The organism is Niabella ginsenosidivorans, from assembly GCF_001654455.1.
In the GTDB taxonomy this organism is placed as follows: Bacteria; Bacteroidota; Bacteroidia; order Chitinophagales; family Chitinophagaceae; genus Niabella; species Niabella ginsenosidivorans.
In genome coordinates this window covers 3,457,706-3,472,070 of record NZ_CP015772.1, presented here as the reverse complement: position 1 = coordinate 3,472,070, position 14,365 = coordinate 3,457,706, and the positions used below count along the sequence as shown (strand labels likewise).

17 protein-coding genes are annotated in these 14,365 nt (G+C 46.6%); 3 read left to right on the top strand and 14 right to left on the bottom strand.

Going from position 1 to position 14,365, the window contains the following annotated elements:
- The first annotated feature begins 34 nt into the window (after window positions 1-34).
- Both A8C56_RS14525 and A8C56_RS14520 read left to right on the top strand, forming a co-directional pair.
- A complete protein-coding gene (locus A8C56_RS14525; protein ID WP_067762074.1) occupies window positions 35-1,309 on the top strand; it encodes a TIM barrel protein in 1,275 nt (424 codons plus the stop codon).
- Between the two features lie 139 nt (window positions 1,310-1,448).
- Entirely contained in the window at window positions 1,449-2,771 is a 1,323-nt protein-coding gene (locus A8C56_RS14520) for an FGGY-family carbohydrate kinase (protein WP_067757421.1), read from the top strand.
- On the opposite strand, the gene A8C56_RS14515 is transcribed toward A8C56_RS14520, so the two are convergent.
- The 14 genes from A8C56_RS14515 to A8C56_RS14450 form a co-directional block, all read right to left on the bottom strand.
- Window positions 2,772-3,464: a DUF6624 domain-containing protein gene (locus tag A8C56_RS14515; protein WP_067762071.1), complete on the bottom strand. Its 693-nt coding sequence runs from the start codon at window positions 3,462-3,464 to the stop codon at window positions 2,772-2,774.
- Between the two features lie 88 nt (window positions 3,465-3,552).
- The gene (locus tag A8C56_RS14510; protein WP_084490219.1) at window positions 3,553-4,047 is read right to left on the bottom strand and encodes a DUF6691 family protein; all 495 of its coding nucleotides are present in this window, start codon (window positions 4,045-4,047) and stop codon (window positions 3,553-3,555) included.
- Between the two features lie 18 nt (window positions 4,048-4,065).
- A complete protein-coding gene (locus A8C56_RS14505; protein WP_067757418.1) occupies window positions 4,066-4,629 on the bottom strand; it encodes a YeeE/YedE family protein in 564 nt (187 codons plus the stop codon).
- 31 nt (window positions 4,630-4,660) lie between these two features.
- Window positions 4,661-5,239 (bottom strand): methyltransferase domain-containing protein, encoded by a 579-nt coding sequence (locus tag A8C56_RS14500; RefSeq protein ID WP_245645493.1) that lies wholly within the window; start codon window positions 5,237-5,239, stop codon window positions 4,661-4,663.
- 141 nt (window positions 5,240-5,380) lie between these two features.
- On the bottom strand, window positions 5,381-5,851 hold the full coding sequence (locus A8C56_RS14495; RefSeq protein WP_067757414.1) for a hemerythrin domain-containing protein: 471 nt from the start codon (window positions 5,849-5,851) through the stop codon (window positions 5,381-5,383).
- A gap of 8 nt (window positions 5,852-5,859) precedes the next feature.
- On the bottom strand, window positions 5,860-6,588 hold the full coding sequence (gene ric, locus A8C56_RS14490; RefSeq protein WP_245645491.1) for an iron-sulfur cluster repair di-iron protein: 729 nt from the start codon (window positions 6,586-6,588) through the stop codon (window positions 5,860-5,862).
- Window positions 6,589-6,732: 144 nt separating this feature from the next.
- Window positions 6,733-7,170, bottom strand: coding sequence for a hypothetical protein (locus A8C56_RS14485; RefSeq protein ID WP_067757409.1), 438 nt, complete (start codon window positions 7,168-7,170; stop codon window positions 6,733-6,735).
- A gap of 34 nt (window positions 7,171-7,204) precedes the next feature.
- Window positions 7,205-7,600, bottom strand: a complete 396-nt coding sequence (locus A8C56_RS14480; protein WP_067757408.1) for a group III truncated hemoglobin — start codon at window positions 7,598-7,600, stop codon at window positions 7,205-7,207.
- Between the two features lie 10 nt (window positions 7,601-7,610).
- Window positions 7,611-8,012, bottom strand: a complete 402-nt coding sequence (locus A8C56_RS14475; protein ID WP_067757406.1) for a cytochrome C — start codon at window positions 8,010-8,012, stop codon at window positions 7,611-7,613.
- Window position 8,013: 1 nt separating this feature from the next.
- Complete coding sequence (locus tag A8C56_RS14470) at window positions 8,014-8,280, bottom strand: hypothetical protein (protein ID WP_067757403.1); 267 nt, start codon at window positions 8,278-8,280, stop codon at window positions 8,014-8,016.
- Entirely contained in the window at window positions 8,280-9,287 is a 1,008-nt protein-coding gene (locus A8C56_RS14465) for a cbb3-type cytochrome c oxidase subunit II (protein ID WP_067757400.1), read from the bottom strand. The genes A8C56_RS14470 and A8C56_RS14465 overlap by 1 nt, the downstream gene beginning before the upstream one ends.
- A 19-nt stretch (window positions 9,288-9,306) precedes the next feature.
- Window positions 9,307-11,463 (bottom strand): cbb3-type cytochrome c oxidase subunit I, encoded by a 2,157-nt coding sequence (locus tag A8C56_RS14460; protein ID WP_067757397.1) that lies wholly within the window; start codon window positions 11,461-11,463, stop codon window positions 9,307-9,309.
- A 42-nt stretch (window positions 11,464-11,505) separates the two neighbouring features.
- Window positions 11,506-11,940, bottom strand: coding sequence for an RrF2 family transcriptional regulator (locus tag A8C56_RS14455; protein ID WP_067757394.1), 435 nt, complete (start codon window positions 11,938-11,940; stop codon window positions 11,506-11,508).
- A 104-nt stretch (window positions 11,941-12,044) separates the two neighbouring features.
- The gene (locus tag A8C56_RS14450; RefSeq protein ID WP_067757391.1) at window positions 12,045-12,716 is read right to left on the bottom strand and encodes a YceH family protein; all 672 of its coding nucleotides are present in this window, start codon (window positions 12,714-12,716) and stop codon (window positions 12,045-12,047) included.
- Window positions 12,717-13,006: 290 nt separating this feature from the next.
- Here A8C56_RS14450 and A8C56_RS14445 point away from each other — a divergent pair, with 290 nt between their 5' ends.
- Entirely contained in the window at window positions 13,007-14,326 is a 1,320-nt protein-coding gene (locus A8C56_RS14445) for a sensor histidine kinase (RefSeq protein WP_067757389.1), read from the top strand.
- Window positions 14,327-14,365: the final 39 nt, after the last annotated feature.

Below are 14,365 nucleotides of genomic sequence, written 5' to 3'. Positions count from 1 at the left end.
AGGGCCCTGATTGTTGATTGAAAAAAATACATTTATGTTATTAACGAAATTGCAGATAGAGCAGCATAACGAGGCATTACTGAAACAACACCAGCGAAACTTTGAATTTGTTTCCGGCTGTATTCCAAATGCAGATGCCCTTATAAAAAAGCTGATAGACTTCCAGGTAGCGATCCCTTCCTGGGCCCTGGGGAATGGCGGTACGCGTTTCGGGCGGTTTGCCGGAAAGGGCGAACCTTCTACCCTGGAACAGAAACTGGAAGATGTGGGATTGCTGCACCAGCTGAACAGATCGAGCGGCGCTATTTCCCTGCATATTCCCTGGGATATTCCCAAAGATGCAGGTGCATTGAAACAACTGGCCGCCCAACTGGACCTGAAGTTTGATGCCATGAACTCCAATACGTTCCAGGATCAGCCGGGTCAGCAACTGAGCTATAAGTTTGGCTCCTTACAGCATGTAGATAAAGCGGTGCGTCAGCAGGCAATCGATCACAACATCGAAGTAATAAAATATGGAAAGGAGTTGGGCGCTGAATCCCTGACAGTGTGGCTGGCAGACGGTTCCTGCTTTCCCGGACAGCTGAATTTTCGCAAAGCATTTAATAACACGCTGGACAGCCTTGGTATTATTTATGATGCCCTGCCGGATAACTGGAAAATGTTTGTAGAATATAAAGCGTATGAGCCCAATTTTTATTCAACAACAGTAGGAGATTGGGGACAGTCTTACCTGTTTGCAAGCAAGCTGGGCGATAAGGCTTATACCCTGGTTGATCTGGGGCATCACCTGCCCAATGCAAATATTGAGCAGATCGTAGCCCTGTTACTGAATGAGAAAAAACTGGGCGGTTTTCATTTTAATGACAGCAAATATGGCGATGATGATCTTACAGTGGGAAGCATTAAGCCTTATCAGTTGTTCCTGATCTTTAAAGAGCTGGTAGAAGGAATGGATGCGCGTGGAATGGATCATACAAAAGACCTGGGCTGGATGATAGATGCCAGTCATAACGTAAAAGACCCGCTGGAAGATCTGCTGCAAAGCGTGGAAGCCATAAAAATAGCGTATGCCCAGGCATTATTGGTTGATCCGAAAAAACTGGAAGCCGCACAACAGAACAATGATGTGGTGCTGGCACAGGAACTGCTGCAGGGAGCCTACCGCACAGATGTGCGCCCCCTGCTGGCAGCAGCAAGGCTGAAAGCAGGTGCTGCACTGGATCCTATTGGTTTGTACCGGCAATTGAAAGTGCGGGAGCAGTTGGTAAAAGAGCGCGGGGAGCATGCGGTGGCAACCGGGTTATAGAGGCAATGGTCAATAGTAAATGGGGAGTGGCGAGTAGGAAGCCGCAAGTGGAAAGCAGGAAGCGGGATCTGAAGAATGCAATGCTAACTGAACACTCAACACTCAAATCGGAACACTCAAATCTCGATTCTATATATAAATGAGCGCGATTCCAGGAATAGCAGTTTTCGATATTGGAAAAACCAATAAGAAATTTTTTTTCTTTAATGAGGACTATCAGATTGTGGAAGAGGATTGCCACTCCTTTGAGGAAACGGTTGATGAAGATGGTTTTGCCTGTGATGATATCCGTTTGCTGACCCAATGGGTAAAGGGCAAACTGGCTGCCAAATTAAAAGACCCCGGTATAAAAATAAAAGCGGTCAGTTTTTCTGCTTATGGCGCCAGTTTTGTGCATTTAGGCGCTTCCGGCAAGGCCATTGCGCCTTTGTATAATTATTTAAAACCTTTCCCCGGGGAATTGGAAACGGCCTTTTATGCAAAATACGGCGGTGCCGATCTGTTTGCAACAGAAACGGCATCACCTGTTTTAGGCAACCTGAATTCAGGGTTGCAGCTATACCAGATAAAAGAACAGAAACCGGCATTATTCCGGCAAATACATACCTCCCTGCACCTGCCCCAATATATGGGCTACCTGATCCACGGGCAGCTGTTTTCCGATATTACCAGCATCGGGTGTCATACCGCGCTATGGAATTTTCAGGAAAACAGGTATCACCGCTGGGTTGCAGCCGAGGGTCTGGATCAGAAACTGGCGCCGGTCTTTTCATCAAAAGACACCGTTAATGCAATGATTGAGGGACAGCCGTTAAAATGCGGGGTTGGCCTGCATGACAGCTCTGCTGCCTTTATTCCTTATATGCAGGTGATCAAAGCCCCCTTTTTACTGCTTTCTACCGGAACCTGGTGCATTTCTATGAACCCGTTTAATAAAGCCCCGCTTACTGTAGCAGAGCTCAGGCAGGATTGCTTATCGTACCTTACTTATGAAGGAAGCCCGTTAAAATCATCAAGATTGTTTGCAGGCAATGAGCATGAGCAGGAGGTCAAAAAACTGGCGGATCATTTTCATGTGAACCCTGCCTGTTTACATGATATCCGTTATGATCCGGAATTACTGGCTGATGCGCCCGGCGTTAACCCCACTGCTGCATTCCGTTTCTCAGAAGGGGCAACCATACAGAAAGCCTATCATGAACTGATCGCCCACCTGGTAAGGAAACAGGAAAGATCAACCCGGCTGGTATTGAGCAATACACCGGTAAAGCAGCTGTATGTTGACGGGGGATTCGCGCGCAACGGAATCTTTATGAACCTGCTGGCAAAGGCCTTCCCGCAGCTGGAAGTGTATGCTGCGTCCGTATCACAGGCTACGGCAGTTGGTGCGGCACTGGCCATTCATTCGGCCTGGAATACGAAAGAAAAAATAGATCACCTGGTGGAAGTAAAACGCTATTGATCATTTCTTTTGACCGGTGATTTTATAGATTTCGTCATAGGTGTAGGGTTTATAGGTTACACCAAGCCTTAATGCATTTTCTTCTATGGTGGAATCAAAGCCGGCATCTTTCCGCCTTTTGTTTACATTTTTTGGGTCTCTGACCGGAACAACATAGTCAAACATTTTCTTTTCCCCTGTTCCAGGATCAGTGATCTGCTGACTGAAAACCTGGGTGCCATAGACCTGTTCTTTTCCTTCGCCTGCCAGCTTTCTGTCCAGCATCATCGCATAGTACCGGAACGGGAGTTCTTTTGTTTCAGCAGCTTTTTTTATCAGTGGTAAGTAAAAGGGGATTTTGTCGGAATGTTGTATTACAAAAAAAACAGCAGTATTGGTGGGCTCACCAACAAGCGACTTTCCTGGATAACCATAGTGGGCGATAATTTTTTCAACCTTTGCCAGGTTCATTTTATCGATGCTATTCATAATGCCCCAGCCATTCCTGTCCAGCGAATCCCGTGGTATTTTCAGTAGTTTGGAGATCGTGTCCTTTCTTGTTTCGGTGGGATTGCCCACTATGTATTCTCTGATGCCCTGATCCATTATCAGAATAGTATCCAGCTTATTTTTTAATGATTGATGAATGACTGTCTGCCCGGAACTGATCATTCCAGACAGGACCAGTGCTGCAAAAATAAGTATCCCCTTCATAGACAGGCCTGTTTTATACTGTAAAAGTACCGGGAATAATGACATGAAAAACCGGATAATCCGGACAAATCAGGAGAAATCTTAAATTTTAGTGCGGCAGTTTCTGGCTGATCCTTCCATATACCCAGGTGCCTGCAATCGCGCTGAGCAGGGTAATGATGACTACCGTGGCTCCTGTGCCGATCTGGGCGTACAAAGGGCCCGGGCAGGCACCGGTAAGCGCCCAGCCCGCTCCAAAGATCAGCCCGCCAAAGATCTGTCCCTTATTAAATTTTTTAGAAGGTATTTCAATTTTTTCCCCTGAGATCGTTTTTATGTTGAATTTTTTGATCAGGAATACTGAGAGCATTCCCACCCCAACGGCGCTGCCGATCACTCCGTACATATGAAAAGACTGGAAGCGAAACATTTCCTGTATGCGGAACCAGCTGATGACCTGGGCTTTTGTCAGCACAATACCAAAAATGATTCCTGCAATCAGAAACTTTATATTGGAATACCCTTTTCCAGTTTTTTCTGCAGCAGTTGTTGCAATAAATTCATCCTGATTTTTCAATACCGGATCATTATCTCCCCTGATCATTTTTTGAACATTTTTAAGTTATAAAGAAAGCACCCATGGAAGTATCAGGTTAGCTACAACGAATCCCCCGGTCATAAAACATATGGTTGCTACCAGGGAGGGCCATTGCAGGTTGGATAATCCCATAATAGCATGACCGCTGGTGCAGCCTCCGGCATATCGGGTGCCAAAACCTACCAGGAACCCACCTGCGACCATCAGTAAAAAGCCGCGTATTGTAAACAATGCATGCCAGTTGATAATGTCCAGCGGCACCAGGTTGCTGTAATCGTGAATGCCGTATTTAGCCAGGTCAGCAACCAGCGCTGGTGCCACCTGCACCGGCTCAGAGCCGGTAAGGAAAAGGGCAGCGATGGCCCCTCCTGTTAAAATTCCCAGCACAAAAAACAGGTTCCAGACCTCTTTCCTCCAATTGTACCGGAAGAAAGGTATTTTGGATGGAAAACAGGCTGCGCAAATATGCCGTAATGAAGAGCTGATGCCCAGTGATTTATTGCCCAGGAGCAGGAGTGCCGGAACCATGAGCCCTATGAGCGGACCGGCTATATACCAGGGCCAGGGCTGTGTTATAAATGCAGACATAATAAAATTTTATGCAATGCAATCTATTCAATTATTTCTTTATTAACTCAATAAATAACTCACGGCCTTTTCTTTGAGGAATGCTGTTATAACATGCTTCCAGGTGAATGATCTTAAAACCTGACCAGAACAACTGCCGGTATTCGGGCTTTGTACCTCCAAACGGAGGGCCGGGGTCAGGGAACCGGGTGCTGAACAACACCCCGGCCAGTTTGCCATTTGTATTTAATAGCTGGTGCATTTTAGCAACATAGTTTTTTCTTAATGAAGGGTTCAATGCACAGAAGAATGTTTGCTCCAGCACCAGGTCATAAGACCCTTCGTAATGAAAAAAATTGGTACACACGGCAGTGACCTGGTTACCAAAAAGCTGTTGCAGGTTTGCTACTGCGGCAGGTGCAATATCTATTAAAGTAAGATTGGTAAAACCCAGGTTCAAAAGCGCTGCAGCCTCATAGGCATTGCCGCAACCCGGTATCAGTATCGCTATGTTCTTATCAGGTACCTGCTGCATAAATTGTACAATGGGCGGTGTGGCATAGCCTACATCCCAGCCGGTTGCTCCTGCCAGCCAGCGGTTATTCCAGTAATCTTTATCAAGTTCAGGCAAATGGTTTTTGTTTTCCATTTAAACAACCAAAGTTATAATAAGTTGAAAAACGGAGCACGGCTTACTAAGGAAACAGGTCCGCATTGGCCTCCGGGATGTTGCTCCTGTGCTTCTTGGTTAAGGGTACCTTAAACTGTTGTTTCAGCTTTGGGGGCTGGCCCAGAAAGGGTCCGGGAAGTTGTCAGCCGGGGGCGCTGTATGCAACTGCTGCAGTGCTTTCCCAACGTTATTCAGTTGCTCATCTGTAAGTGTTTTTTCCAGATGGGGAAAAACCGTTCGTTCCTCATAACGTATATGGCGATGCAGCAGGTCTGCAAGTGATTGGAACTGCGCCACATCAGGGTTGCCCCCGGCAATTTGCTGTATCAGTTGCTCTATTTCCCTGTGCTCTTTCATAGCCTGCCGGCAAAGCAGGTCTTCCCTGTTGCCGAAAAGCAGGGTTTCTTCTTCATGAAAATGTTGCTGCAGTTGCTCCTGCCAGTAATAACGGATGTATGCCTGTATGCGCGCTGCGGCCACTTTTAAACACAGGCCCTGTTTGATTTTCCAGCAAAACAGTAACCCGAAATGATGATCGCGGGAAAGCTGGATGATCTGTTCGGCTCTTTTCATATGGTTCTTTATAAATAGGAGAATGATTTTTCCAGGTCAATTGCTTTGGGAAACAGGATATTGTTTTCCAAGTGAATATGCAGGTGCAGGTCTTCTTCAAATTCCTTAAGGGCATGGTATGCCGTACGGTAGGTGTTACAGCCATCCGGGGGTACCGTATAATCACTGGTAAGCAACCTGATGGTATTGAAGCGCTCTCCTTCCGTATTGTGCTCGTGCAGCATCGTATATATGGGATTTTGCACAGAGCCGAACGGGGCGGATGGCTGCCGGGTATGCAACTGGCTGGCCTGTACCATTTTTTTTATAAAAGGAAATAGCATCAGCTCCTCTTTTTTCATATGCATTGTCAGCTCTCCTGCACATTCAGAAAAAAGTTTTTTTATTTCAGAAAGCTCCGGGTGCTTTTGCCCGTGAACGGTATTTATTTTTTCAAGCAGGCCTTCTATTGCCGGTATTTGTGCTGATACATACCGGTGATGCTTTTTTTCTATATAATCGGCCAGCAGGTCCAGCGGCCAGGTGTTATAATCAACACCAGGCTTCCCCTGGGGATCAATTTCTTTAAGAGCACTTAATACTTTGTTCAGATCGACCTGTGCTTCTTTACAGGCCGTTTCTATGGACCGGTTTCCATTGCAGCAAAAATCCAGTCCGAATTTTTCAAATACAATTCCGGTACGCAGGTCGCTGGCTGCAATTGTACCAATGCTATCATCTTTAGAAATATTCATCATCTATTTTTTTATTGTTTTTAAAAATGAGAAGGAGCGCATTTATGTGCTTTTTAAATTTTCTGAAAACCCTGCGCATTTCCGGGATCCGTTTTCTTCCCCGCCGGTGCGTAAGGGCGTTATATCCTGTGTTTATAGCCCTCTGTTTTATGTTGGTTTTACAAATAAAGAAATGCCAAATGTGGTCAGGCCCGCCAGCTTCAGGATTTCGCAGGTAACAAAATAAAAATGCAACCAGGACGGGGCCTGTGGCACTCCCTGTATCGCCAATTCAGCCCTTGCATTTAATGAAGGCAATAACCAGATCTTTTGCAGTATTAACAGGCAAAGCGGCAGTGCAAATAACAGGTTCATTTTTGACCACGCAGGAGTTTTGGCGGTAACAATAACCAGCCCGATGGCAATTGCTAAAACGAGTTCAACCTTATTGAGCGCCGTGAATACTATTTTACCAATGCCCAGCCCCAGCGGCACGGTAATGCCCGGAGCCCTGAACTTAAGCCAGGCCTCCATAAAGCTGATCGCGCACAGGAACCCGATCCATATAAAGACCAAAGGAACAGCAAAGGGGTATTTAACGATCATTTGATTTTATTTTACGGATTAAAAAAACGGTTGTTTATACCAGGGGTTTTTCGGCGCTGCCGCGGTAGTATGCTATTTTTGATAAGAACATTACTGCCATTTTTCCGCTTCGCCATAAGGCCTCCTCAACAACGGGGCCTGTATAGAGCTCATTAAGCGTTTCCTGCCAGAGCTTCAGCCATCTGTCAAAATGTTTTTGCTCCACCGGCAACCGGGCATGTGGTGGAAAAGGGCTTCCAAAGTAGGTGTGCTTGCCCAGTAATACGGTTTGCCAGAAACGGTACATCTTTTCCAGGTGCTCCGGCCACCGGTCTGTAATGACCCGGTTAAAGATGGGGCCGATCAGGACGTCTGCTCTCACCTTTCCATAGAACGTGTCCACCAGCAGGCGGATGTCTTCAATTGTTGTAATATCTTTTTTTTCAGTCATGATAAAATAATCAGGTCATATAAAAATACCTTGCCAGGTAAAATAATGCCCAGCCTGTAAAGCTGATGATGAGTATCCACACCCATGCAGGAATGCTTTGTGGTGTTTCGCTGCCCTCTATTAAAAAGGACTTTTGATCCCCTTTACCATAGGCATTGACCATTAATGGCACCACCCCGTCTACTATAGCGTTTTCTTTGATACCCTCAATAGCAATGGAAGGCCCGTTGCGTACTGTAAAAGGGATTTTCCGGATGCCTTCTTTTCCGGTTGGGTCTTTGCTTACAATTTTTAATACATGCTCTCCGTCAACCAGTTTGCGTGTATCCAGTTCAAAATTTACAGGTGCGGCTACTGCAGCAACGGGTTGGGGATCCTCATCAATAAAAATGTATATAATGCTTTTATGCATCTTACAGGTTGTTTAAAATGGATCTTTTAATGTGACTGGCGGACTTTTCCCCGGGCCGGATCAGCCATTTTACCGAAAAGAACAGGGTTGCCAGTACAATAACAACGGCTGTCCATACGATTATATAGTCCCATCTGTTATTGGGACCGGCACCATGGGTAATCCCTTTTAAAACCCGGGGTTGATTGCGCTCGCATACCGGGCAGGCTATTGCAGCCAGGTGCAACAGCAGGAGCAACAATAAGGAGGTTGTTGTTTTTCTTTTCATTATTTCTGAGCTTTGGATTTTACCAGTTCTATAATTTTCTTTATTTCATCAGGGGTTACTTTTTTGCCATTGTTTCCCCAACTGGTACGTTCGTGGTTAATAATAGCGGCTACTTCGTTTTCTGTAAAACTCATATTGGTTCCTACGGAAGGCATTGCACCATATTCAGGCCGGGCATCGTAGCCGTTCATAATAATGTCTACATATTTTTCCAGATCATCGCCCAATACAACCGGGCTTCCTTTCAGCGGCGGAAAAGCGCCCGGCAGCCCTTCCCCGTTTTCCTGGTGGCAGGCCTGGCAATTAGCGGCAAATAATGCTTTCCCGTCCAGTTCGGGTACTGCATCAGGGTTTCCCGGTACCGTTTTCTTTCCGGATTTGTATAAAAATGCCGGGGCAGAGCTGCCGTCAGGCAGCGGAGTCTGCTTCAGGGATTGCAGATAGGCGATCAGGTAAAGCGCCTCTTTGGTGGCTACTATTTTCCCATCTGCACCTTTCATAAATCCGGCGGGTACATTAACCACCACATCATTTTTTGCAGGCTCTTTTTTTACGGTAAATAACCAGGTATATGCGGGCATTACTGATTCTTTTACTACCGCCCTGGGATTATACAGGTGCACCAGGTTCCAGTCTTTGCCGGGCTGCCGGTTGCCTACATCTGTAAGATCGGGCCCTGTGCGTTCTGTGCCCATCAGGGTAGCGGTATTTCTCCAGAAATCGGTACGGTGAATAGCTGCATAATCTGCCGCAAGGCTGGGGCGGCTTCCCCAAACTTTATCCATATCCACATTACGCACCTGTTGGGTATGACAGGCAACGCAGCCGTTAGCTACAAATATTGCTTTTCCCTTTCTGGCGTCCGTACTCAGGGGGGAGGCGCCGGGCAGCGGGGCATTGTGCTGCTGGTTATTGATGGCGGGCAGTATAGCCACCATAACAGTAAGGCCAATAAAAAACAATGCTGCGGTTCCAAAAAGTTTTTTATGATTATTAAAAAAATTCATGCTGCCGGTTTAATGAAAATTATGCAATGGGTTGTGCGGAGAGGTTATTGTCCTTTTCCAGCTTTTCTATAGCCGCTTCTTTTACATCTACTATATAGCTCCTGGACAACATCCTGTATATATTATAGGCAAAGAACAGGTGCGACAGCCACATCAGGCTGCCGCCGATGGCACGCCACAGCCAGTAAGGTGCCATCAGCACTACACCATCAATAAAAGGTTTCCCTTCTTTCCACAACAGGCCTTTTAAAGTGCTGCCATACATCAGTGGAATTGTATAAAACAGCATGCCGATGAATGCCAGCCAAAAATGCACCCCGATGGTGATCTGCGGAGCCTCCTTACCCGTGAGCCTGGGTATGAGCGCGTATATGGCTGCCCACAAAAAGAAGCAAATGATGCCATACATGGTCAAGTGGGAGTGTGCCACAGTAAAGTCAGTAAAGTGCCATATCAGGTTTGTTTCGCGAAACGCTTCTGCTGTCCCCTGCATAGAGCCTGTAAAATAAAATACGGTGCCTACCAGGAAGAAGGGGAGCGTATAGCTGCCCTTGACCTTATACCAGGTTCCTTTAAACGTCATCAGGAAATTAGTGGTTCCGGCAATGACCGGAATAGCCATGCCGGCACTTCCTACAATGGCAACGGTTTGCAGCCACCAGGGAATAGCACTGAACACAAAGTGATGTGTTCCTATTAAGGTATAAAATAGGATCTGCGTCCAGAAGGCGAGGATACCCAGGCTATAGGAATAAATGGGCTTGTTCAATTGCTGCGGCAGAAAGTAATATACAATACCAAGCGTGAACAGCATAAACCACATTCCCACACCCTGGTGCATATAATAGCCCTGTGCTATGGTCTCACCCAGTCCGTTTTGCCAGTAAGGGATATAAGCTACCAATGCAATAACAATGGTAAAGATGATGGATGAAACGATGTACCAGCTGGAGATGTAAATTTCCTTTGTGGTGCGCCGGGCTATGGTTTTCATAAAGTTGATCAATGTTAAGACCAGCCCGATCGCGAACAGCAGCATTACCGGCCAGATGTATTCGCGGTATTCACCGCCGCCATTATTAATGCCGGCCAGCAGGCAGATCGTGCCGGCTATTACTGACGCATTGATCAGGTATAAACTGTACCATGCCCATTTTATATTAGCCAGCTTTGTATTGCATACCCGTGGCACAATATAATAGCCAAGCCCCAACATGCCCAGCGAAGCCCAGCCCCAGAAAACCGAATTGGTATGCACCGGCCGTAACCTGCCAAAGCTGAGCCAGCTTATATGATCCGCATCCGGCGCTACAAATTTGATCCCTATATATTCCCCAACGGTAGTGCCGAATAACAGCCAGAATGTGGCGCAGCCCAGGTACCACAGCACCAGGCGCCCCAACTCCGGGTCTATGTTCGGACGCTGTTGCGCTTTTTGTTTCACCGCAACTATGGGCAGGCCGGGCTCCCCGTTGATGCTCAGCAGGCCCCTTTTATCCTCAGCAGGCTGATCACCGGATAATTCCCTGTTCGATAATTGATAATCCAGCGCCTGTTTTCTCCTGCTCAGCAGCCGGGCTGCCTCTTGTTCCGGTAAATGATCCAGGTAAGCTGCCAGCTGACCGGCCTTTTCCAGATTTTGCCTGTTTTGAAACCGGGTATATACATTTTTTAATTTAATGGTCAATAGCACAATTGCTAATGAAATGGGGATCAGCAACAGTACAATGGTAATGAGGATGCCCGTTTGGCTTAAAAGCGGTTTATGGGTTGCATCTGCTGCTGCCTGCGCAAATGTATTTAACGGAATATCTGTAGCTGACAGGCTGGTCCAGGCTACCAGCAGGATGCGTACAGTATTTTTGGGGATCTTGGTCTGCAGTACCCTTTCAATTTGCCGGCTGCTTAAGCTGCCAGTGCATTCTTTTAAAAAGGAGGCGTCCGGTCTGCCTGTTTTTTTCCGGAGCAGTTCTCTGATCTGCTGCACTTTAACCAGCAATAACAGTACAATAGCAAATAAGAACAATGCAAGTACCAGCAAAATGAACAGGGGCCCATCGCCTGAATCAAGCGAAAACCTGTAAGGACGCATTGTCTGCGCCTGCAACCGCACCATTCCTGCCAGACAGGCGAACGCACAGGAGATGATCTTTTTTAAATAGCCTTGTGATTTCATATAAAGGATATTAATACCTTTTTATCTTTTATTATCTGAAAATTATTTCCGTTTCAGGAAGAGCATGTTTTTTGCCAGCTCCTCGCTGAAAATGCCCACCCTTGCCTTTTCCAGCATGGAGATCAGCTTTTTCCTTATTTCTTTGTATTCATTATGAATGGGGCAGGGGCGTGTTTCCGAGCATTGCTTCAATCCTAACCCACAGCCTGAAAAGAGCTTATCACCGTCTATGGCTTTTACAATATCCGCCAGAGAATGCTTCCTGCTGGCATCATCCAGGTAAAACCCGCCGGCAGGGCCTTTCTGTGATTGGAGCAACCCCTTTTTACTGAGGTTTTGCAGGATCTTGGCAACAAAGTGCTCCGGGGAGTCAATGCCTCTGGCAATGTCTTTAATGCTTACTTTATTGCCACCCTCCGATTTATGGGCAATGAACAGGACTGCCCGTATTGCATATTCACAAGTCTTTGAAAACATTTTTTCTTTTTCAGTGCGAAGATAGCTTCAAATTTAATAAAAGACAAAAATATCTTTTATTTTACATAAGCCGTAATGCCGAAACCGGGAACGGGGGATGCTCTTTATCCGTTGAGCTCTTTCATGAGTTGCTCAAAAGCTGCTTTTAAGGCTGCCAGTTCCCGTTCTACCACGCCCAAGCGCTCTTCTATAGCGTTATTAGCAGGCGCGGAGGCTGCAGCAGCGGGTTCTGAGGTATAGGTTTCAAGGGTAGCTGCATTGGCAAATAAATGCATATAACGGGCTTCTTTTTGTCCCGGCTGGCGCGGCAACTGGCGTATATAAGGTATGGCGCCTGCGGACAGTTTTTCCAGTACGGTTTGCACTTCAGACAGGTCATCAAATTCATACAGCCTGCCTGCATTGCTGTTGATCTCACCGGGGGTAAGCGGCCCTCTTAAAAAGAGGAGGCACAATACAGCCAGCTCATCAGGGGTAAACTGGTAATTTAATGCAATCGTATGCCTGTATTTTACCACCCTGCTGCTACCGCCGGTTACTGTTGCAGCCAGGCCTTTCCGTTTTAAACGATCCAGCACCAGGGCAACCGTCTGCTCATTGTAATTCACTACCGGGTGCCGCGCTGTTTTTTGATTACAGGCAGCGGTGAGTGCATTCAGTGTCATGGGATAATATTCCGGGGTGGTTTTTGACTTTTCCATCAACGCTCCCAATACGCGGATCTCTTCGCTGTCCAGTACCGGCAATGATCTTGGTTCAGTTGTTTCAATACTCATAATTGAGGATAAAAATACAATAAGAAGGGTAATATTGAGCAGGTTCAGAAATCGTTATATCTTTACGCTATTAAATCTGACTGTTTGGGTGGTTCCGGGTTTTATAGTGCAGCAGTATCCAATGGTCAGCGTTTTTATTGAACGGGTTAAGAAAAAGGCATGAACAGAGCACAGCAAAGATCGCATATCACTGGTATATAAATCATGGTAGGCCTTCCTGTATACTCCGCCGGCTGGTGAAGCAGCGCCAAAAGACAAGTTTTTAGAAGAGGATCACATTAAAGGATGATATGGTACGTTATTGCAAATGGTTAATAGGCAGCAGTATTTTTTTTACCCTGGAAGCAAGGATCTTTCATGCGGTATGCATCGGGCTTATAGCCTGCATCTCCGTTAATATTCCCATTGCTGTTTACCTGGGCATTCCCCGGGTACCGCTTCTGTTAAGCGGGGTATCTGTGGTGGCCGGCGTATTGTATTACCTGTCAAGATTTAAAGGGCTGTACCCGGTAAGTGTGGCTCTATTCCAGGTTTTTGTAAATATAGCCCTTATTGCCAACTATTATTTCAATTCCGGCATCAACGGGCCTACCTATACCATCTTCCTGCTTGCCTTCCTGGTTTCAGTGGCCACTTCGCCCACCCGGCAGTATTACATATGGCTGCCATTGAATGTGCTGCTGATCACCGGCCTGATGACCGTGGAACTGATGCAGCCGGGAATGATCCGGCTGACCTACCGGAATGCAACCAGCAGGTATGTTGACCTGGCTACTTCTTATTGCATTATTGCAGGATTTGCTTTCCTGATTACAGCGTACATCCGGAAAGCATATAACCGTCAGCGTGAAGAACTGGTAGCGCAATCCGCCGCGCTCCGGGCGGCAAACAATACCAGGAACAGGCTTTTATCCATACTTGGGCATGATCTGAAAGAACCGTTGGCTTCCTTGCAGGGCTACCTGGAAATGCTGGCAGATTTTGACCTGGAAGAAGAAGAGAAAAAGGAAATAAACAGCCAGTTGCTGGTAATGACGAAGAATACGTCTATAATGCTTTCCAATATTCTTTTATGGACAAGAAACCAGGAGCAACACTTTCATGCAAACCTTCAGCCCCTGGCCGTTAGTGATGCGCTCCGGTCTGTTAATGACCTGGCGCGCAGCATCAGCAGCAGGAAGCAGATCACTTTCCGGTCTGATTTACCGGAGGATGCGGGAGTTATGGCAGACCGGCAGATGCTTGAGCTCATTGTGCGGAACCTGCTGATGAATGCCATTAAATTTACGCCAAAAGAAGGTAATATCTGTTTGTCGGCCCAAATTGATGGCACTGATTGCAGGATCATAGTAAGGGATGATGGTATCGGCATTCCTGAAGCATTGCAACCGCATATATTCTCATTGGAGTCCAGACCAAGGTTTGGAACTGAATCGGAAAAAGGAACGGGGCTTGGGCTGATGCTCTGTAAGGAGTTTACAGATATAATGGGCGGGCAACTGACTTTTACAAGCGATGCCGCCGGGGGCACTACTTTTGTTTTAACACTGCCTTCTGTGCCTGTAGTAAGGGCGCACAAAGCCCGGACACAAAAAGATTTGCATTTTTAACTGAAACCGCGTTTTAAGGGCCCATTGTTACTGTCACAG

Excerpts from the sequence above, each read along its gene's own strand:
- A8C56_RS14525 (WP_067762074.1), top strand. The coding sequence starts at position 35 with ATGTTATTAACGAAATTGCAGATAGAGCAGCATAACGAGGCATTACTG.
- A8C56_RS14520 (WP_067757421.1), top strand. The coding sequence starts at position 1,449 with ATGAGCGCGATTCCAGGAATAGCAGTTTTCGATATTGGAAAAACCAAT.
- A8C56_RS14515 (WP_067762071.1), bottom strand. The coding sequence starts at position 3,464 with ATGAAGGGGATACTTATTTTTGCAGCACTGGTCCTGTCTGGAATGATC.
- A8C56_RS14510 (WP_084490219.1), bottom strand. The coding sequence starts at position 4,047 with ATGATCAGGGGAGATAATGATCCGGTATTGAAAAATCAGGATGAATTT.
- A8C56_RS14505 (WP_067757418.1), bottom strand. The coding sequence starts at position 4,629 with ATGTCTGCATTTATAACACAGCCCTGGCCCTGGTATATAGCCGGTCCG.
- A8C56_RS14495 (WP_067757414.1), bottom strand. The coding sequence starts at position 5,851 with ATGAAAAGAGCCGAACAGATCATCCAGCTTTCCCGCGATCATCATTTC.
- ric (WP_245645491.1), bottom strand. The coding sequence starts at position 6,588 with ATGATGAATATTTCTAAAGATGATAGCATTGGTACAATTGCAGCCAGC.
- A8C56_RS14485 (WP_067757409.1), bottom strand. The coding sequence starts at position 7,170 with ATGATCGTTAAATACCCCTTTGCTGTTCCTTTGGTCTTTATATGGATC.
- A8C56_RS14480 (WP_067757408.1), bottom strand. The coding sequence starts at position 7,600 with ATGACTGAAAAAAAAGATATTACAACAATTGAAGACATCCGCCTGCTG.
- A8C56_RS14475 (WP_067757406.1), bottom strand. The coding sequence starts at position 8,012 with ATGCATAAAAGCATTATATACATTTTTATTGATGAGGATCCCCAACCC.
- A8C56_RS14470 (WP_067757403.1), bottom strand. The coding sequence starts at position 8,280 with ATGAAAAGAAAAACAACAACCTCCTTATTGTTGCTCCTGCTGTTGCAC.
- A8C56_RS14465 (WP_067757400.1), bottom strand. The coding sequence starts at position 9,287 with ATGAATTTTTTTAATAATCATAAAAAACTTTTTGGAACCGCAGCATTG.
- A8C56_RS14460 (WP_067757397.1), bottom strand. The coding sequence starts at position 11,463 with ATGAAATCACAAGGCTATTTAAAAAAGATCATCTCCTGTGCGTTCGCC.
- A8C56_RS14455 (WP_067757394.1), bottom strand. The coding sequence starts at position 11,940 with ATGTTTTCAAAGACTTGTGAATATGCAATACGGGCAGTCCTGTTCATT.
- A8C56_RS14450 (WP_067757391.1), bottom strand. The coding sequence starts at position 12,716 with ATGAGTATTGAAACAACTGAACCAAGATCATTGCCGGTACTGGACAGC.
- A8C56_RS14445 (WP_067757389.1), top strand. The coding sequence starts at position 13,007 with ATGGTACGTTATTGCAAATGGTTAATAGGCAGCAGTATTTTTTTTACC.